This window comes from Bacteroidia bacterium, assembly GCA_016218155.1.
Classification (GTDB): Bacteria; Bacteroidota; Bacteroidia; order Bacteroidales; family GWA2-32-17; genus GWA2-32-17.
The window spans coordinates 132,652-152,882 of record JACREQ010000059.1; the positions used below are offsets into that span (position 1 = coordinate 132,652).

16 protein-coding genes are annotated in these 20,231 nt (G+C 32.4%); 7 read left to right on the plus strand and 9 right to left on the minus strand.

All coding sequences use genetic code 11. The features are described 5' to 3' along the window. Positions 1-6: 6 nt before the first annotated feature. The 4 genes from cydB to HY951_11385 form a co-directional block, all read right to left on the minus strand. Positions 7-1,137, minus strand: a complete 1,131-nt coding sequence (gene cydB / locus HY951_11370; GenBank protein MBI5540651.1) for a cytochrome d ubiquinol oxidase subunit II — start codon at positions 1,135-1,137, stop codon at positions 7-9. 5 nt (positions 1,138-1,142) lie between these two features. Continuing rightward, the gene (locus HY951_11375) at positions 1,143-2,672 is read right to left on the minus strand and encodes a cytochrome ubiquinol oxidase subunit I (protein MBI5540652.1); all 1,530 of its coding nucleotides are present in this window, start codon (positions 2,670-2,672) and stop codon (positions 1,143-1,145) included. Between the two features lie 6 nt (positions 2,673-2,678). Further along, positions 2,679-2,891, minus strand: a complete 213-nt coding sequence (locus HY951_11380; GenBank protein ID MBI5540653.1) for a DUF4492 domain-containing protein — start codon at positions 2,889-2,891, stop codon at positions 2,679-2,681. A 119-nt stretch (positions 2,892-3,010) separates the two neighbouring features. Then, complete coding sequence (locus tag HY951_11385; protein MBI5540654.1) at positions 3,011-3,718, minus strand: Crp/Fnr family transcriptional regulator; 708 nt, start codon at positions 3,716-3,718, stop codon at positions 3,011-3,013. Positions 3,719-3,833: 115 nt separating this feature from the next. On the opposite strand from HY951_11385, the gene HY951_11390 reads away from it, so the two are divergent. After that, a complete protein-coding gene (locus HY951_11390; protein ID MBI5540655.1) occupies positions 3,834-4,208 on the plus strand; it encodes a CoA-binding protein in 375 nt (124 codons plus the stop codon). Here HY951_11390 and pheS read toward each other — a convergent pair. After that, positions 4,205-5,224, minus strand: a complete 1,020-nt coding sequence (pheS, locus tag HY951_11395) for a phenylalanine--tRNA ligase subunit alpha (protein ID MBI5540656.1) — start codon at positions 5,222-5,224, stop codon at positions 4,205-4,207. The two genes, HY951_11390 and pheS, sit on opposite strands and share 4 nt — an antisense overlap. A gap of 9 nt (positions 5,225-5,233) precedes the next feature. Further along, entirely contained in the window at positions 5,234-6,073 is an 840-nt protein-coding gene (locus HY951_11400) for a peptidylprolyl isomerase (protein ID MBI5540657.1), read from the minus strand. Between the two features lie 152 nt (positions 6,074-6,225). Here HY951_11400 and HY951_11405 point away from each other — a divergent pair, with 152 nt between their 5' ends. From HY951_11405 to thiL, 5 genes are all read left to right on the plus strand, one after another. After that, the gene (locus HY951_11405) at positions 6,226-7,092 is read left to right on the plus strand and encodes a hypothetical protein (protein ID MBI5540658.1); all 867 of its coding nucleotides are present in this window, start codon (positions 6,226-6,228) and stop codon (positions 7,090-7,092) included. A gap of 204 nt (positions 7,093-7,296) precedes the next feature. Beyond that, positions 7,297-8,064, plus strand: a complete 768-nt coding sequence (locus HY951_11410; protein MBI5540659.1) for a hypothetical protein — start codon at positions 7,297-7,299, stop codon at positions 8,062-8,064. A gap of 68 nt (positions 8,065-8,132) precedes the next feature. Beyond that, on the plus strand, positions 8,133-8,783 hold the full coding sequence (locus HY951_11415; GenBank protein ID MBI5540660.1) for a hypothetical protein: 651 nt from the start codon (positions 8,133-8,135) through the stop codon (positions 8,781-8,783). A 9-nt stretch (positions 8,784-8,792) separates the two neighbouring features. Further along, positions 8,793-11,753 (plus strand): hypothetical protein, encoded by a 2,961-nt coding sequence (locus tag HY951_11420; GenBank protein ID MBI5540661.1) that lies wholly within the window; start codon positions 8,793-8,795, stop codon positions 11,751-11,753. Between the two features lie 67 nt (positions 11,754-11,820). After that, positions 11,821-12,852, plus strand: coding sequence for a thiamine-phosphate kinase (thiL, locus tag HY951_11425; GenBank protein MBI5540662.1), 1,032 nt, complete (start codon positions 11,821-11,823; stop codon positions 12,850-12,852). 1 nt (position 12,853) lies between these two features. Here the strand turns inward: thiL and HY951_11430 are convergent, their stop codons facing one another. The 3 genes from HY951_11430 to nadB form a co-directional block, all read right to left on the minus strand. Continuing rightward, positions 12,854-14,947 carry a T9SS type A sorting domain-containing protein gene (locus HY951_11430; GenBank protein ID MBI5540663.1) on the minus strand — a complete coding sequence of 698 codons (2,094 nt, stop codon included), beginning with the start codon at positions 14,945-14,947 and terminating at the stop codon, positions 12,854-12,856. 50 nt (positions 14,948-14,997) lie between these two features. Beyond that, positions 14,998-17,136 carry a C10 family peptidase gene (locus tag HY951_11435; protein ID MBI5540664.1) on the minus strand — a complete coding sequence of 713 codons (2,139 nt, stop codon included), beginning with the start codon at positions 17,134-17,136 and terminating at the stop codon, positions 14,998-15,000. 121 nt (positions 17,137-17,257) lie between these two features. After that, complete coding sequence (nadB, locus tag HY951_11440; GenBank protein ID MBI5540665.1) at positions 17,258-18,838, minus strand: L-aspartate oxidase; 1,581 nt, start codon at positions 18,836-18,838, stop codon at positions 17,258-17,260. 175 nt (positions 18,839-19,013) lie between these two features. On the opposite strand from nadB, the gene HY951_11445 reads away from it, so the two are divergent. Beyond that, entirely contained in the window at positions 19,014-20,231 is a 1,218-nt protein-coding gene (locus HY951_11445) for a cysteine desulfurase (protein ID MBI5540666.1), read from the plus strand.

Consider the following 20,231-nt stretch of genomic DNA (forward strand, 5'->3'; position numbering starts at 1 on the left):
AGTAAATTAATATATATGCCCCGTTTCTTCCAACTCGGTTTTGTTTATTTTTTTCTTAGACATAACTCTCCAAATATATATAATATATGCCAGTACAAAAGGAATAAAAAGAGTAACATAACTCATCACGGTTAATGTGTATTTGCTTGATGACGAATTAAAAATTGTTAACGATGATTGTAAGTTATAAGTAGAAGGATAAAAAGAAGTATTATTTAAACCTGCAATAATAAATAATGAAAACACAACTGGAATTAATCCGATTATGGTAATCCAAAAAGAGTTTGAAGATTTATTAATTCCCCCCTTATAAATTCCAAATATTGTTATTAAAACACCTAGCTGAAAAAGAGTTAAAATAACCGGCATTTGCATTAAATTATGAAGATATTTTAATGGCTCCATATAAATTTTATTTGTATTTGGATCTATAGCAAAACCATCTTTTGTAATTAATATTCCCAAAAACAAAAGAAAAAATAGCACAAAGCACAATCCATTAATTAATACCTGATTTGCAGAACGGTCAGAAATTTCTTTATTGTCAATATATTTCATAAAAAACATTGCACCCGTTACTCGGGTTAGACAAAATAAAGCAAATCCCAACGAGAGATTCTGTGTATTTAACAAAAGATCTAAGCCATAATAGCTATTCATCCATGAGCTTAAGTTAAATTTATCAATCATGAAATATGAGCCTGTAAAAAAGCTGCTAACAATTATCCCAATAAAAAATGTTGCAAAAAAACCATTTGTTATCTGTAAAATCTCATAAAATCTTGCTCCTAAAATATTTCCTGATTTTTTTCTGTACTCGTACGAAACGGCCTGACCAATAAATCCAAATAAAATAATTGTCCAAACCCAATAAGCACCACTAAAACTTGTTGCATAAAACAAGGGAAACGATGCAAAAAAAGCTCCGCCAAAAGTTACAAGAGTAGTAAAAGTAAGTTCCCATTTTCTACCTAATGCATTAACTAAAAGAGTTCTTTCATCTTCTGTTTTTGCTACCTGAAAAAGTAAGGTTTGTCCGCCCTGAACAAACATTAAAAAAACAAGTATTGCTCCGATTAGTGAAATAATTATCCACCAATATTGCTGTAATGCGGTTAAAGTCATTGTTTCAAACATAAAACTTATTCTTTAGGACCGTTTTTAATTTGCTTCCATAATATTTTAATATCTGCAATAAGTAATACTGTAAATAAAATTGCAAATAAAATAAATGTAGTTTGCACTGATGAGGTGCTAAGATGTGATGTTGCTTTTGAAACAGGTAATAAATCCTGAATAGCCCAAGGCTGACGTCCAACTTCGGCAACTATCCACCCTAATTCTGTTGCAATATATCCAAGTGGTATTGTTAATACAGCTAACCACAAAATTAATTTTCTTTTGATTAATGTTTTTCGCCATAAAAAGAAAAGTATAACAAGTAGCAGAATTACAAAATAAAAACCTAATCCAACCATTAAATGAAAAGAATAAAAGGTAATAGGAATGTTAGGAACTACATCTTCGGGTTTATCTAAATAGGCATATCCTAAATCCGTATAATTAGTTCTAAACTCTGCTAACGATAATCGCATTTCAGAAGTATCATTATCTTTTTTTGCTTCTTTATATTTATTTAACGCAATCATTGCAATAGTTCCGCGCTCCATTCTTTTAAAAACCGGTTCTATTCCCTGATATTGATTTCCATAAACCAAATCGTAAATTCCGGGAACAAATGCATTTTTATCACGATATCCGAGTTTGGAAAGCATTCCCGGCATTTCCGTTTTAAAAATAAAATGATTTACTGTATCACTAATTGGGACGCCTGGTCTAAGAACAGCTAAAGCAATAATAGGAGCTCTGGTTCTGCCAATATACAACCCTTCCATTGCAGCTAATTTTACAGGTTGTTTTTGGGCAACCTGATAAGTAGAAGTATCACCCGAAACAGTTACCAGCATTGTTGCTGCAAAACCAAATATTGCGCCTACCAAAATGCTCTTTTTTGCAAAACTTTCATGCCGTTTTTTTATTAAATACCAAGAGCTTATTCCAACAACAAACAATGATGCAACAACATATGCAGAAGTAACAGTATGCCAAAACTTATGAATAGCAAATGGTGAAAATGCCACTTCCCAGAAATTTACCATTTCACAACGTGCAGTATCTGGATTAAAAGTCATTCCTACAGGATCGTTCATCCATGCATTTGCGACTAATATCCACCATGATGATAACGTTGAGCCAATTGTTACGAGCCACGTTGATAAAAGGTGAGTTTTCTTTCCAACTTTATTCCAGCCAAAAAACATTAAAACAATAAATGTGCTTTCAAGAAAAAAAGCTAATATCCCCTCTATTGCAAGTGGAGCACCGAATAAATCACCAACTATCCAAGAATAATTTGACCAGTTAGTGCCAAATTCAAACTCCAGAATTATTCCGGTTGCTGCACCAATTGCGAAATTTATTCCGAATAACTTCATCCAGAATTTTGTAATTTTTCTCCATTCTTCATTACCTGTTTTAACATAAATGCTCTCCATTATTGCCATAATAAAAGAAAGACCTAATGTTAACGGAACGAATAACCAATGATAAATTGATGTAAGAGCAAATTGCGCCCTAGACCAATCCACTAAAGAAATATCTGATAAGCTCATTTTTATTTATTTTGTCAATGAGTTAATTACATATTCGGATTTTTGTTCATCACTTGTAAAATGTGTAGACAAAAAATCCTTAAAGAAAAAGAGTTTTAAAACAATAAACATTACAAATAGCTTAATTAAAAGTATTATTATTAAATTTTTACCAAGTTTTCCTGGATTTCGAAGACTATTTAAATAAAACGAACCTGCATTTAAAATAAATTTTTTCAAATACATAGATTTTTTAATAATAAAATACCAAGAAACTTAAAACCCTTTTCGGTTTAAATATAATAATATTTTATGTTAATAAATACGAAACTGTAATACAGCAGATTTTTGTAAAAAATCTATTCGTACATATTGGCAATTTTCTTAAGGGCTTTTTGATCCAGAAGTTTTATTTTTCTGCCACTTAATTCAATCAGTTTGTCATCTTTAAATTCGCTTAAAAGCCTTATTACAGATTCGGTTGCAGTACCAATTATATTTGCCAGTTCCTCTCTTGTTAAGGAAATCTGAAGTACGTTTTCTGCATCAAGTCCGAAATTTTCTTTCAGAATAAACAACACTTCTGCTAATCTTTCTCTGACTGTTTTTTGAGCAATATCTGTAATAAATGCATTTGCTTCTCCAAGTTCTCTGCATGTTAATTGCAGCAATTCAATTGCAAATTCAGGATTCTTTTTTAGTAAAGCAAACAATGATTCTCCGGGTATAAAACACATAGTAGCATCTTCCAATACTTTTGCTGTATGGCATGCCAAATCTCCGCTTAACAATGAACGGTAACCTATTATATCACCTTTTTTTGCAAATCTAATTATTTGCTCACGTCCCTCTAAGCCAGTTTTAAAAAGCTTAACAATTCCTTTGTTAACACAATAGAAGCCATTAACTCTACTGCCTTCATGATAAATAATGTTTCCTTTTTTATGAAAATTACAGCCTTTATCAAAATTTAAGTTTGTAATTTCATCTGTTGTTAATTGCGAAAAAAGAGAATTTGATAAAATTGCACAATCATCGCATCCGGGTATTGTAGTTAAATTTTTCATTAAACGCCTGTTTGTTAAAAGCATAATGTTAAAATATTAATAAAAGTCTGATCAATATTTTATTGTTTAAAGATACAGTTATTACATATATTTACATCTGTTTATTTTGTGTTTAATGACATCTTTCGAACAGAGGAAAACCTTAGTATTAGGAGCTAGTACAAATCCTGACAGATATTCTTACAAAGCTGTTGAGAAACTTGTAAGATATGGTTATAACGTTGTTGCCATCGGAGTTAGAGAAGGCTCGATTGGAAAAATAAAAATAACGACAGAAAAAATACTTGTTTCAGATATTGATACTGTTGCAATGTATTTATCTCCTGCAAGACAGGAAGAATATATGGATTATGTAATTTCATTAAAACCAAGAAGAATAATTTTTAATCCGGGAACTGAGAATGCCATATTTGCAAAAAAAGCAAAAGAAAATGGAATTAAAACCTATAAATCATGTGTTTTAGTAATGTTATCTTTAAACAAATATTAAATAGAATTTGAAAACTGTTTTAAAAACCTAATATCATTTTCTGAAAACATTCTTAAATCCTTAACCTGAAATTTTAAATTTGTAATTCTTTCTATTCCCATACCAAAGGCATATCCGGTGTATTCTTTGCTATTAATTCCGCATTTTTCTAAAACATTAGGATCAACCATACCACAACCAAGAATTTCTACCCAACCTGTATGTTTGCAAAATGCACAGCCCTCGCCACCACATAAATTACACGAAATATCCATTTCGGCTGATGGCTCTGTAAATGGGAAGTAAGACGGTCTAAGTCTGATTTGAGTTTCTGCACCAAACATTTCACGGGCAAAATATAACAACGTTTGCTTAAGGTCGGCAAATGAAACATTATGATCAATATATAATCCCTCAACCTGATGAAAAAAACAATGTGCACGAGCAGAGATTGCTTCATTTCTAAAAACCCTGCCTGGCATAATTATCCGGATAGGTGGCTTTTGATTTTCCATAACCCTTACCTGAACCGATGAGGTATGAGTTCGTAATAATATGTCGGGACTTTTTTCAATAAAGAAAGTATCTTGCATATCACGTGCAGGATGTTCTTCAGGAAAATTTAATGCAGTAAAAACATGCCAGTCATCTTCTATTTCTGGACCTTCGGAAACAGTAAATCCTAAACGACTGAAAATATCAATTATTTCATTTTTTACAATGCTTAAAGGATGGCGACTTCCAACTTCTATTGGATCACCTGGCATTGTTAAGTCGTTGTAATTTGTTACAGTCTCTTCACTTTCTATTTTTTGAGAAAATGACGAGAATTTTTCCTGAGCTTCGTTTTTCAAAGTGTTAAGAAGTTGACCAACCTCTTTTTTCTGTTCGCTTAATACCTGTTTAAAGCCATCAAATAAAGTTGATATTTCGCCTTTTTTTGAAAGATATTTTAATCTGAATTCTTCTAACTGTACTTTATTTGCAACCTGTGCCGAACGAATTTCTGAAATCAGTTGCGTAATTTTTTCTTTCATCTGAAAACTTTATTTTATTTGTTTAATTTTCATTTTAACATCAACCAAAGGTCTGTCATTTTTGTCTTTTTTAACAGCGGCAATACTGTCAACAACATTCATTCCTTCAATAACTTCACCAAAAACGGTATAGGCACCATCCAAATGTGGCGTTCCGCCAATTGTAGTATATGTTTTTCTTTGCTCGGGACTGAATGTAAATTTGCCAACTTTTAAAAGTTCCTTTTCTGCTATTGGATCAAGCTCCTTAATAAAATTCATTAATGATTCTTGAGTTCCGATTTTTTTCACAGAATCAAGTTTCATCCTCAGATTTTCACTTTCCGGAGCCATTAATAAATTTCCCAATATCTGATTTTTTAGACTCTGATTTTTTTTTGATTCAATAACATCTAATTCCTGACTGGTAAAAATCTTTCCCTGAACAATATAAAATTGCGAACCAGAAGATTCTTTTTTGGGATTAACATTATCAGACTCGCGGGCAGCTGCCAATGCACCTTTTTTATGAAAAATTCCCGGTGTTATTTCTGCCGGAATATTATAACCCGGGCCACCATTACCTAACATTACATTTGGTTGAGCATTTTTAGAATCGGGATCACCCCCCTGAATCATAAACTCAGAAATTACTCTATGAAAAAGCAAATCGTCGAAAAATTTCTCGGAAACCAATTTTATAAAGTTATCTCTATGTAAAGGAGTTTGGTCATACAGCTTAATTTTAATGTCTCCAAACTTTGTGTTTACTACAAATATTTTTTCTGAACTAGCAGGAACTCTTATACATGAATAAATAATTGTAAAAAAAATTATTGTTGTCCCTATAACTGTTAATGCTCGTTTCATACGATAAAAATTAATTCCGAAAATTACAAAAAAATTACGACTCCAATAAAGTTAAATAACTCATTGGAAATTCACCATGATTTTAACTTAAAATTAAAACAAACATTATTAATTTGTTTATCGTAGAACTTTTAAATTTAAATTCAATAATTATGAATTTCAAAATATTACTATTAATTGTCTTAACAAGTAGTAGTGTTGTATTTGGACAAACAGATAGTTTAAAATCTAAAACAAGACCTGAGATTCCTGATTCAGCTTTTCAGGATATGGGCGTTTCTGTTTCACCTTCAAGCATGCATTTAAATATTAAACCAGGAACAACTGTAGCAAAAGAAATCAGAATTAATAATTCTACAAAACAACTATATAATTTCAGTATCGGATATTGCGATTTTGAAATGGGAAGAAATGGAAAACCGCTATCGTTAAAACAAGGTGAAGGTAAATATGGTTTATCTAAATACATTAATGTTTCACCATCTTACTTTTCTTTAAAACCCGGCGAAGAGATAAAATTAAAAGCTGTTATTACTATACCAGATAATGAAGAGGCATTACGTGCATTATGGACGATTATTACTATCGATCAGGTTGTAGATCGCCCCGCTTTAGATGCAACAGACCACACAAAAAGATTAGCAATGGGAATTACCCCAAGTTTCGGTTTTGGAGTATATGTATATCAAAATCCACCCAATGTAAAAATTAATAGTGTTCTTATTGAGAAATTTATGTTGCAGGAAAAGGATGGAAACAGAAAAATTGAAATGATTGCAAAAAATACCGGAGATGGTATTAGTTATTGTACTTCTTATGTTGAGTTAACAAATTTAAAAACAGGTAAACAAGAAAAATTACAGGTAAAACGGTTTACTATTTTACCACAGTATTTTCGCGATTTTTTTTACGAATTGCCCACAAGCCTGCCATCGGGCAAATACACTGCTGTTGGTGTAGTTGATTTTGGTAGTTCCGAAGAAATTGTTGCAGCCGAAGCAGAGTTTGAAGTTCCCTAAAAAAGGAAACTTTTTTTAAATTATTTAAGTATAACAGTTGTTGAAAAGATGTTAATAACACGACAACTTTAGGAAAAAACCGACCCTAAAAAACAAACAGAAATTAAACCACATCAGAGTTTTATGAAGCATAGAATTCTGAAACGCGTTGGTCTTCGCGTAGTAAAGACAAATCAAAAAAATGTTTAATTTAAATTTACAGGCATGAAAAAATTATTATTAATTGTATCTTTTTTAGGAATGTTTTCAGCATTTTCATTTGGTCAACTAATTGACGAAAAAAATGTTACAGTAACAATGGATTTGCAACCAGTTTTGCAACTTCATATGACAACTTCTGATCAGGTTGATTTTGTATTTGATGATATCCGCGATTATTATGGTGGTATTATTAAATATGCAGCAACCATTTTAAAAGTTTCTTCCTCTGTATCATGGGATCTTTATGCTGTTGGAACTTCACAGGATGGAACATTCTGGGATCAGCAAATGACTTACAGTGGTGGTGGACCTAATGCAAGTAACCAGTTACCTTTAAGCTTACTTGAACTTCACCAGTATGAACCAAATCAGTTTGATCCAACCGCTGCAGGTGCTCAAACAGATTATAGTGCATTATTTTCTCCTGCAAACACTCCTGCTCCTGGCGTAAATAGTATTTTTGCAAGCGCTACTCCTTATACTACTCCTGGTGCTGCTGAAAAATATATTCAAGGACAGTTTGGTACAGGCGCAGGTGAAGGTGCTGATGGTGGCTCATATTTAACCGCTACACCAGCTGCTGGTACTTTCAGTGATTATTATTTTACTATTGACTATCGCATTCTTCCAAGCTTACCTGCAATTTTCCCTAATGCTGGTACAAATGCTGGTGTTGCCGAAGATTTGGTGACTGTTGGTGGTGCTGGTACTTACGCAAATCCTGGTGTTTATACCATGAATGCTAAATACATTCTACTTGAAGATCAATAGCCTTCAAAATAAAGAGTTAGCAAATCCTGCTAACTCTTTATTTATAAAAAGCAACTAACAATTACCGAATGATAAAAGTATACGGTAAAATTATTTTAAGTTTTTTATGCTTTGCAATAGCAGGTATTGGTTTTTCTCAACCATGTGCTAATCCAACTACCTCTAATTGTGCAGATGCAATTGCTGGTACAAGCGATTTTCTTATGTCAACATCTGGTAATGTTGACTTTGAATTTAACGATATGAGGAAATTTGTTACAGGTATTACCCACAGTGGATCTACACAATTAAGATTAAAAATTGATGAAGTAATTGCCGGTAGTTGCAAGTGGAAATTAATTATGTATGTTGATAATAATGGACATTTACCTAACAATGAGTGGGAAAATTTATATTATTACGGAACTTCAGGTAATGATCCTGAACTGAATTTAATTCAGGTAAATGTATATAATGGCTGTGGAACACCATTAAATAGCGGAACTTATCAAATATTTGCAGGAAATGTTCAATATGATGTACTCGAAATTATTCCCGAACTTATTGTTAGAAATATGCCCGGTTCCTGTGATGGAACTAATATTAACGGACCAGGAAGTTATCTGACCGATTATAACGAATATAACTTTACTGTAGATTATAGAATAATGCCCGGGTTTAACATCAGACCAGGAGCATATCAGATTAAAATTAATTTTTGTTTAGTTGAAGTACCTTAATTTAAAGAATTGAATAAAGTATTCTTTTATATTATTATTTTCATAAGTACTTTATTTTCCTTGCAAATAAATGCACAGGACACTATTCCACCTGTTTTGCAAGATACTATTTCACTTATTAAAAAGCCAAATACTTCTGGAATTATTATGAAATTCAAGAAAGATATTGTGGACTTTGTTAAGGGAGAAATGATTTCAAATGTTTTATCAGTAACAAATAACAAAAATATTGCGGTTAAATTTTATGTAGACATCTCGATTCCTTCAGACTGGAAGGCCATTACCAAAAAAGATCAACTTTACCAGATAGCACCGGGTGATAGCATATTTATTCCTTTTCATATTCTGCCAAAAGTTAATTTGAAAGGAAGTACAAGATTTTTATTTACAACATATCTTTATAGTGATAACAACGAGCCATTAGGTTATACTTACTTTTATGGTTTAATTAAAAAGAAAACATCCTGGGTTTTAACCTCAGATGAGAAAAAAATATATTTATTAAATGGTCAGACAAAAGCTCCATTTAGTATTACTTTGATGAATAATAGTTCAGAAGAACAGGATATTCATCTTACACAAAATGCTATTTCAAGAAATACTGCTATATTAGATTCAACCGGTGAAAAAATATCTTCAAATCCACTCACTTTTCGAATCAAATCACAATCAGATACAACTTTTCATTATACCTTTTCAAAACAAATAGAACCAAGAAATTACAGACTTATTGATTACGAAGGATATAATCCTTTTAGTGTAGGCGAAGCTAATAAATATTCAATATTAGCAAATTCAACTTCTCCTAATATGGGCGAAATCAATCAGTTTCGTGCCGGTCAGAAAATTGATTTTATTCAGTTGTCTGATCAATGGGAAGTAAACAGATATGGTACAGATGTTATCCCTATTATATTTGACATGAATGCATATAATATTTTGGGTGATAATCCTATGATGAATATTAATTTAAGGGGACAGGCATTTTTAACTGAAACCTCTACATTGGTTTATAACACTCAGTTTAGTTATATGACCAATATTTTTACAACTAATCCTTATGAAAATGCAAATCTTTATTTGGGTTATTTTCATTCAAAATTTAATGTTCAATTTGGAAATATTACAGGCGGAGTACTTGGAACTTATCAGAACGGACAGGGACTTAAAGCCGAATATTATATAAACAAAAATCAGAGAATCGCTGCTTTTTATACAACAAGTCCTCGATTGTTTTCGAAGAATCCACAGTATACAACATTTGGTTTAGTACATAATTTCCATAACAAACTAGTTCGTTTAACTACACAATTTGGTCATAGCATTAACAACGATCAGCGTAAATTTACCGATGTACTTAACATAAATGCGTCTACAAATTTTATTAAAAATCACACATTTGGAATCAGGGCAGGAGTAAGCCGTAATGTCGAACAGGATTCAACTGTTGTTAAATATGGTTTTTTAGCTGGGGTTTATTATTCCGGAAGGTATTTGCATCAGAAAATGAATACTCATGTTAGTGCAATGTTTAACTCTTCAGAATATGGAATATTTGGTCTCGAAAGATTAACGGCAAACGTCGGTAACGATTATAAATTAAATGAAAAATGGAGTATTGGTCTTAAAAATAATTTTTATCGTTATCCATTTAGTCAAAATAACATTCCATTTTATGATTATCAGTTGAATAATCAATTAAATTTTAACCGATTAAATTCTAAGGTTGGCAATTTCAGTCCATTTGCATTTTATAATTTTACACGAATACAGGATTTTAGAGTACATTCTCGTGGTCTTGGTCTGAATCTTGGAAAGTATAACATGGCCGATAATTACCGGTATTTTATAAATATTCGCTCTGGTTACAACTATGCTTTAGATACAATTAGCAAAGAATATTTCTTTTTACAACTTGCCGGTTTCATTCAGGTAAGAACAATATCGTTTATGACACGATATACACTAGGAAATTTAAGTGTAAGCAGGAATTATTTTTTATATAACAGTGTGAAAAATCCACAAAATATAAGTCTTACACTTCGCCACCAATATGTGTTTCCACGACCGTCATTTGTTATGCAAAATGCAGCAGGGTTTTCATATTCTACATTATCAGGAAAAAGCTTAAATTTAAATCCTGAAATATATTGTTATACAAAAAAGGGATGGCGTTTTAGAGTTTTTGCAGAAATAAATTTTTCTATCGGAGCCAAATCCAATAATGGACCATCTTATTATGTTTCAAATGGTAGCGAAGAAGTTGCTGAACCACAATGGTCAAGAAATTTTTATCTGGGGGCAGGTATTCGTAAAGAATTTGGGATTCCCATACCTAAAACAAAAAAGAAATATGGTACAAGTAAGTTTGTTGCATTCTATGATATTAACGGAAATGGTAAAAGGGAGCGCAATGAAGATTTGTTAGAAAATGTAGTCATAAAAGTCGATGCGTGGGAAATAATTACGAATAAAGATGGCGAAGCTGAATTAATTAACGTTCCGGTTGGAGCTTATAATTATAGTGCATTTTCAATTCCTGATTTAAACGGGTGGTTTCCGCACATAAATGACACTTTATATTTAACCAAAACTGATTATGTGTTTGTGCCTTTTGTTCGCGGGGTAAAGGTTACGGGTAAAGTTTTTATGGACAGGGAAAAAATGGGAGCAGATGCTGAAAAACAATTAGATTTATCGCGCATAAAAATTACTGCAGTAAATGATCGCTCATTTACAACACTTACTTCTTTTGATGGTTCGTTTGAAATGTATATTCCTATTGGTAAATATGTTCTTACACTTGACGAAAAAGTTCTTGGTGAAAAATATCAGCTACTTCAAAATAATTTCGAGCTCATAATTGATGAGAAATTTGATAATCTGTTTGTGCCTTTTTATGTGATCGAGAAACGAAGAAAGGTTAAGGTCATTAAATTTGACAGCAATGGTAACAGAATTGAAGAATAAAGTTTGAATCAAACTATTAATCTCCTAATTTATTTTATTCATACATTTGCACTTTAATTTTTTATTTATGCAAAAAAAGGTTACTCTATTATCTGAATTTGGCGAATTTGGTTTAATTGAACATATAACAAATAACATTAAGAAGATAAATCCGGAAACTATATATGGTATTGGAGATGATGCTGCTGTTCTGGATTATTCCAACAAAAAAATATTGGTTACAACAGATTTATTAGTTGAAGGAATTCATTTCAACTTAATTTACACTCCATTAAAACATCTTGGATATAAGTCGGTTGTTGTAAATTTATCGGATATTGTTGCAATGAATGGAACTCCAAAACAAATTACATTTTCATTAGCAGTTTCTTCAAAATTTTCTGTTGAAGCAATTGAAGATTTATATGAAGGTGTTCGTCTTGCATGCAATCATTACGGTGTTGATTTAATTGGTGGCGATACTTCAAGTTCCTTAACAGGTTTATTGATTTCGGTTACAGCCATGGGCTATGCTAATGAAAACGAAATTGTTTACAGAAACGGAGCAAAAGAAACAGATTTGATTTGTGTGTCGGGAGATTTAGGTGCTGCATACATGGGATTGCAATTGCTTGAAAGAGAGAAGACAGTGTTTTCTGAAACTTCTCAAGTTCAACCCGATTTATCCGGTCATGATTATATTTTAGAACGACAGCTTAAGCCAGAAGCAAGGGTAGACATAATAAAGAAACTGAAAGAAAAGGGAATTCTTCCAACATCTATGATAGATATTTCTGATGGTTTAAGTTCAGAATTAATTCATATCTGCAAACAATCTAAAACAGGCTGCAGAATATATACCGAAAAAATTCCAATTGATGCCGAAACATGCAAAATGGCAAATGAATTTAATCTTCCACCTGAAACAGCAGCCTTAAATGGAGGCGAAGATTATGAATTACTGTTTACAATACCATTATCGGACTTTGAAAAGATAAAATTGATAAAAGGAATTAGTGTTATAGGAAATATCACAAACGCATCTGAAGGGCTGAATTTAATTTCACCTGACGGCAATTTTATTCAAATAATGGCTCAGGGCTGGAATGCAATAAAATAAATTACTCTTTAATTAATTTTAATGTTTGAGACTTCCCGTTTATAGAGACTGTCATAAAATACATGCCTGATTGTAAACTTTGTTTTAACAAATCACTTATTAATAAACTATATGGTCCTGTGGTATAATTATCCTCAACCGTCGCAATATTTTGACCCAAAACATTTGATAGCTCAAATTTAATTTCTGATTTTTCACTTAGGTCAAAGTTTACTGTTGTTTCTTCATTTACTGGGTTTGGAAACAAACTTAAATTATTTGATAAAGAAAGAGGTAATTCATTAACATTTGTTATTTTCTCTAAATTGATGTCGTCAATATAAATTTCGTTTCCGCCACCTGAAGTAAAAGTAAATTTAACTCTAATGTTTGGTCTGCTCATGAAAAGACCAAGGTTAATACTTTGCTTAAGCCATTCCGATGTGTCAGGAATAAATGAATTAACAAAAGCACCACCATTTGTTGACAACGCAGCACCAACTTTTGAAAGTCGTGGATACCATGTTTGACCACAGTTATATGAGGCATAAACAATTAATTTGTCAGTATTATCAGTATTTTTTTGTGCATAGGCAAATCTGAAAGTAAAAAAATTGTTAGGGTCGTTGCCCGCAAAAAGAATATTTGGAGAAAATAATTCTGACGTTTGTCCAATATTGTTTATATCGTTTGCAACAAAAACACTAGCCTGCCCATCATAAAAAATCGATTGTGTTCTCTCCCAATTAGCATTGGCATTACCTGAAATAAACCAATTTTTAGTAGAATCTAAAGTGTTAACAGGAAATAAATTATTCTCAAATCCTTCAATCCATGGAACCCCTTCACCTAATAATGAATTTTGTACCTGTATTATGTTACTTTTTGTAAATTGATTTGTTCCTGTGGCATTTGTTACAATTAGAGTTGCGCTATAATTTCCAGGGTTGTCATAGGATACAATTGGGTTAAGAGCGTTTGAACTTGATGGGTTTCCGCCAGGGAATGACCAATAAATACTTGAAATAGAATCAGTGTTCCATGTCAAGTTTGTATATTGCAATTGTAAATTGTTACAGGCAAATCGTTTGGAATATGAAAAATCCGGTTCTGGTAAACAAACCTGAGCAACAGCACCATTATTTGTTCCTGTTGCAATTAAATTTGCGGGACTCCAAAGATTATTTCTTCCACTTATAGGACTATTAAGGGTTGCACGCATTCTGTCTTTCTGTCCGTAGGTAAACATTCTATCGCAATATGCATACTCCATATAATTTTGAACATTATCAAGAAAACCGCAGGTGTTTGCATCTAAATCGCAACTTGTATGTCCTATTGTATTTGGTGTATCCGCAACATCATCGTCAAAATTACAGTTAGAGGGGAGTCCTGGCTCGTTTGTACTTCCCCAGGTGTGAGCAAGGTTTAAATAATGCCCTATCTCATGTGTTAGCGCCCTTGATGTATATACTGTTCCTGTTCCAATACTTCCAACATATGTTGCTAAAATAATTACACCGTCTCTGCTTGCACCCCACGACCCCGATACACTAGAGGGATAATATGAATATCCTGCAGCTCCAGACCCTATTGAACTACATGTCCACACATTAAAATATTTTGTTCTGTCCCATGAAGGGGATTCTAATTTCGAATCATCATCTGCATTATATGTGTAACTTGTTACGACTCTAACAATCCCGTCTGTACAATTTCCATTAGGGTCGATAGTTGCCAGTCTGAATTCTATTTTAGAATCTGCTGCAATACCTTTAAATTCTGGAATAATATCAGAAGTATCAGAATTTAGCTTTCTAAAATCTTCATTTAAAATCCGTACAGCATCTAAAATTTGTGCTTTCGAAATATTTTCTGCGCCATAATTATGTAAAACATGAAAAACAACTGGTATAACATATACTTCTTCTGTTTTATTTTTATTCTGAATATATTCTTTTGTAAACTTTGTTAATTCCGCTTTTGCAGGTAGCGCATCAGGATTTTCAGTTTCAGCTTTTTTATTAGCCTCATATTCTGAGCACAATCTGGTTTGAGAAAAAACATTTGCAAAAGCAAAAAGAGATACAATTAGAAATAAGAAAAGTTTTTTCATAAAAATTAAAGAAAAAAAAGGCTGGCAATTAGCCAGCCTTAAGAGATTTATTATTTTGTACAAACTATTTTAACCGTTGTTAGCTTATCATTAAATGAGAAGTTAACAAAGTACATTCCTTGTGAAATTTGTTCTGTAAATGAACTTAAAGGTAAACTGTACGATCCGGCTGTTTCAAATTTGTTATAATTACCAATAACTTCGCCTAAAACATTTGTTACAGAAATCTTAACGTCAGTTACATCGGTTAATGTGTAACTAATAGTTGCATCGTTGGTAAATGGATTTGGGAATATTCCAGTACTAAATTCTGCAAGATTATTTTCTATTCCGGTTAATGTTGAATTGTAGTTTACAGTCCAACCTGCACCCTGATTAGTACTATTTGTCTGGAAACGAAGAATTACTTTTGATGCTACAATATCTAATGATGCAGGGGGTAAATTTAATGCGTTATAGCTACCAATTAAAGTTCCTGTGGTATTTTTATAAACTTTTAATGCATCACCTGCATCACCTGCGGCAAAGTTAAAATCTGGGAAAGTTAATGAAATTGAAGCTGCTGCTGGTGACGGCTGAATATTCCAGGTACAAATTAATGATGCTTTATAATCACAAGAATTACTGCCATCGCTTATTGTTCCTGAAGGTGTTGTTAGTGTTTTTGAACCAGTACAAGGAAATGAACTATAGCTTGCATACCATCCTGTTGCGTTATTGCTTCCATCAGTAATAAACTCAAGTAACATATTACCCGAAGTTGAGGTAATTGAAGAAGCAGGTAAATTAGCTGCATCATATGTTGCTAATAAAGGGTCACTTGTAGTTGCGCCATCATAAACTTTAACAAGATCACCTGTTCCTAAATCAAATCTGTCAAATAAAAGTGTAACAAATGATCCGCAAGCTGGTTGAATTAAATAAAGACAATCCTGATTATCTAAATAATTTTGGTTACCACTGCCATCATTAAATGTACCTGCTGTTCCTGTTATTGTTTTTGTACCGGAACACCATGTTGGATAATTTGCTGATGGGTAGATATTAATAACTGCACCAAAATTTGTATCAAAAGTATAACCACCACCAGAATTTATTGCACCTGCAACAGAAAAATAACCGTTTGCAGATCCACCCCAACCCCAGTTCATGTGAAATTCGTTAGTTGTACCAGTAATATAACCGTCGCAATTCCAAGCATGACCAGCAGATGCAGCTGATTCCAATCCTTGATAAACCATAGGCCATTTACTATCAATCTGAGTTTTTAACATGTTTTCCCAGTTTGTTTGAGTATAACTAGTTTTTTGAACATACTGACAATCTGTAGAATATTTAAAATGACTTTCAAGAGCTGCAGGAATACTTGAAGTTTGTGAACCTGATCCGTCAGCACCATAATTCATATTAACAGAAACACTTGCATGAAAACCAATTTTGGCAACTTCTAAGGTTGATGATGAACTTGAAGTACCAAGAACATTTTGCATATTTTCCCAAACATAAGTCTGATTTGCATAATTAACAGTTTGGTTACCATATCCACCATTAGTTATAGTTGAATTTGTATGGGTTCCTGTTCCGGTAGTTGGGTAATTGTAATATTTCATACACTGTATCATAGATGTTGCAACACAGCCAACATAAACATGACCACCAGGGCCTGCAGCATCTGCAGGACATAATTCATTATATGGCCAATCCTGATTCCAGGTGTGAATAAGTAATGGCATTGTACTTAAAGTTTTTACTGGTGTTGGATTATTGGCAAGAAGCCTTGTCCATTCTGCAGTAGCCTCAGCAGAAGCAGCTGCTTTTTGTGATATAGCTGAAGCTATCTGATCACGAAAAGCACCCATATAATAACTAAATGTTGGAGGCAGATTATTTGTTGGAAACGCTCCCTCAAAACTATAACCGATACATGGCATTGCAATATCGTTAGCAGAGATTACTACAAAACCTTCGGTTGAGTTAACATTAAAAACATAATATACAGGTTCGCTATTTACAACCTCAGTATATGCCAATGAAAGATTAAGTTCGGCTAGTTTAATATCTTTTAGCTGACTAACTTTCAAATAATATAAGTTTTTAGCTGCAGATTTTGCGGTTTCTACATCTACATTTTTTGCAAATGTTGGCATTGCAAAAAGAATTATAAAAAACATGTAAATAAATGTTCTCATGTGTTGCTTTTTTTAACGTTTAACTACAAATATACAGTCTTTAATTTATAAGAAAAAATAATTGTTTCTTTTTTGTAAAGTCAAGACACGGGAACTAAGCTAAAGGTTGCAGGCATTTTATTTAAAGCGATGCCTTTATTTTTTCTGAAGCATGATCAATATTATAATGTAAACCAATACTTTCTTTGCGAACTGATGCTGCTTTTATTACTAAATACCCTACAGTAATTAAATTTCTTAACTCACAAAGTTTTTGAGAGATTTTTGAGATTTTATATAGTTCTTCGGTTTCATTATATATCATTGAATGTCTGGCAAAAGCTCTTTCAAGCCTACTGTCAGATCTTACAATTCCAACATAATTTGTCATTAACTGATGAATTTCTTTTGTGTTTTGGGTAATTAACACCATCTCACGTGGTTGGGTTGTTCCTTTATCGTTCCATTCCGGAATGTCTTCCTGATATTTAATGTTTGACAACATTGAAATTGCATGATGAACAGAACGATGAGCAAATACAATTGCTTCTATTAATGAGTTTGACGCTAGTCGGTTTGCACCATGTAAGCCGGTTGAAGCAGCTTCGCCCACAGCATATAAATGATGAATATGCGTACATCCGTTTTCGTTAACCTTTATTCCACCGCAAAGATAATGTGCAGCAGGAACTACCGGTATCATATCTCTTGTAATATCAATTCCAATTTTTAAGCATTTAGCATAAATATTCGGAAAACGATATTGTAATTCGTTTTTATCAAGATGTGTACAATCTATATAAACGTGATCGTCGCCATGACTTTTCATTTCATAATCAATTGCTCTTGCAACTATATCACGTGGTGCAAGCGATCCTCTGGTATCATACTCTTGCATAAATTCCCGACCAGAAATTGTTTTTAATACTGCTCCAAATCCTCGTAATGCTTCTGAAATTAAAAATGAAGGTCGTTCTCCCGGATTATAAAGTGAAGTTGGATGAAATTGAATAAATTCCATATTTTCAGTTATTCCCTTTGCTCTGTGAACCATAGCTATACCATCACCAGTTGCAATATTTGGGTTAGTTGTTGTAAGGTATAAATTTCCTACACCTCCCGACGAGATAAAAGTATTTTTTGCAAGTAGTCTGAAAATCTGGTGTTTTTGTAAATCCATAACATATGCACCATAACATTCTGTATCAGTATTACTTCTTCTTACATAGCTTCCAAGATGGTGCTGTGTCATTAAGTCTATTGCAAAATGATTTTCGAGTACTGTTATGTTTGGGTTTTTCTTTACCTGAATGGAAAGAACTTTTTGAATTTCGTTACCTGTATTATCCTTATGATGTAAAATTCTATGTTCGGTATGACCACCTTCGCGGGCTAAATTAAAACTGCCATCGTTATTTTTATCAAAATCAATTCCCCATTCAATTAAATCATTTATGCGCTCAGGTGCTTCACTAACAACCATCCTTACAATGTCTTCGTTGCAAAGACCTGCACCGGCAATAATTGTATCTTTTACATGTTTTTCAAAAGAATCGGGTTGATAAGTTACAGCAGCAATTCCACCCTGAGCATATCTGGTATTAGTTTCGTCAATTTGTGTTTTTGTTACTACACATACCTTTCCATACTTAGCTGCTTTTAAGGCAGCTGATAACCCAGCTATCCCCGAACCGATTACTAAAAAATCAAATCTTAATGTCATGGCTATATTAATTCTATACAAAAATACTATTTGAAAATCACAAATCTGCGAAAAACCTCATCTTTTAAAACTTTCTTAAACAATTTTAGTATTTGAGTAATTAAATTTTTACTGGAAAAACATTAACTTAGCAAAATAGAATAGTTAAATTTGTAATATTAAAAATACTTATCAGATGATTGATGTACAGGCAATAAGAAGCGACTTTCCTTTGCTCCAACAAAAAATATATAACAGACAGCTGGTTTATTTTGATAATGCTGCTACAACCCAGAAACCACAATCTGTTATTGAAACTACAAATGAATATTATCAAAAATATAACAGCAATATTCATAGAGGGGTTCACTACTTAAGTGAAAAAATGACCGAATCATATGAACATGCAAGAAGAACAGTTAAGAATTTTGTTAATGCACAACATCAACACGAAATAATTTTTACTTCGGGGACAACCGAATCAGTAAATCTTGTTGCTTTTTCATTTGGAGAAAAATTTGTAAAAAAGGACGATGAAATTATTCTTTCACAATTAGAACACCATAGTAATATTGTTCCATGGCAATTATTATGTGATAGAACAGGTGCTAAAATAAAAGTTATTCCTTTAACATATACCGGTGAACTCGATTTAGCAGCTTACGACAGGCTTTTTTCAGAAAAAACAAAAATTGTCTCGGTAAATCATGTTTCAAATTCGCTCGGAACAATTAATGACATCGAAAAGATAATCAGTATTGCACATTGCCATAATGTTCCTGTTTTTATTGATGGAGCACAGGGCATACATCATCAACCGGTTGATGTTCAAAAACTGGATTGTGATTTTTATGCTTTTTCGGGACATAAAATTTATGGTCCAACTGGCATTGGTGTTCTTTATGGTAAAGAAAAATGGTTGAATGAAATGCCTCCTTTCAAAGGTGGTGGCGACATGATTAAAGTTGTAACGTTTGAAAAAACAACTTATAACGACTTACCTTTTAAGTTTGAAGCAGGAACAACAAATTTTATTGGCGCAATTGGTTTGGGTGCTGCGTTAAAATATGTCGAGAAAATAGGCAGACAAAATATTTTCGAATATGAGAATTTGCTTCTAAATTATGCAAATGAAAAAATAAGCAAAATTCCTGATATTAGAATATATGGAACATCACCAAATAAAGTTGGTGTAATATCTTTTTTAATTGGAAAAATTCATCATTTTGATACAGGGATGATGTTAGATAAAATGGATATTGCCGTAAGAACCGGAAACCATTGTACTCAACCAATTATGAAATTTTATGGAATTGAGGGAACTGTAAGAGCCTCATTCTCTTTTTACAACACAACCAATGAAATTGATTATTTGATTGATTCTCTTTTAAAAATTAAACAATTATTTGCATAA

Coding starts and splice junctions, on each gene's coding strand:
- cydB (MBI5540651.1), bottom strand. CDS start 1,137: ATGTTTGAAACAATGACTTTAACCGCATTACAGCAATATTGGTGGATA.
- HY951_11375 (MBI5540652.1), bottom strand. CDS start 2,672: ATGAGCTTATCAGATATTTCTTTAGTGGATTGGTCTAGGGCGCAATTT.
- HY951_11385 (MBI5540654.1), bottom strand. CDS start 3,718: ATGAAAAATTTAACTACAATACCCGGATGCGATGATTGTGCAATTTTA.
- HY951_11390 (MBI5540655.1), top strand. CDS start 3,834: ATGACATCTTTCGAACAGAGGAAAACCTTAGTATTAGGAGCTAGTACA.
- pheS (MBI5540656.1), bottom strand. CDS start 5,224: ATGAAAGAAAAAATTACGCAACTGATTTCAGAAATTCGTTCGGCACAG.
- HY951_11400 (MBI5540657.1), bottom strand. CDS start 6,073: ATGAAACGAGCATTAACAGTTATAGGGACAACAATAATTTTTTTTACA.
- HY951_11405 (MBI5540658.1), top strand. CDS start 6,226: ATGAATTTCAAAATATTACTATTAATTGTCTTAACAAGTAGTAGTGTT.
- HY951_11410 (MBI5540659.1), top strand. CDS start 7,297: ATGAAAAAATTATTATTAATTGTATCTTTTTTAGGAATGTTTTCAGCA.
- HY951_11415 (MBI5540660.1), top strand. CDS start 8,133: ATGATAAAAGTATACGGTAAAATTATTTTAAGTTTTTTATGCTTTGCA.
- thiL (MBI5540662.1), top strand. CDS start 11,821: ATGCAAAAAAAGGTTACTCTATTATCTGAATTTGGCGAATTTGGTTTA.
- HY951_11430 (MBI5540663.1), bottom strand. CDS start 14,947: ATGAAAAAACTTTTCTTATTTCTAATTGTATCTCTTTTTGCTTTTGCA.
- HY951_11435 (MBI5540664.1), bottom strand. CDS start 17,136: ATGAGAACATTTATTTACATGTTTTTTATAATTCTTTTTGCAATGCCA.
- nadB (MBI5540665.1), bottom strand. CDS start 18,838: ATGACATTAAGATTTGATTTTTTAGTAATCGGTTCGGGGATAGCTGGG.
- HY951_11445 (MBI5540666.1), top strand. CDS start 19,014: ATGATTGATGTACAGGCAATAAGAAGCGACTTTCCTTTGCTCCAACAA.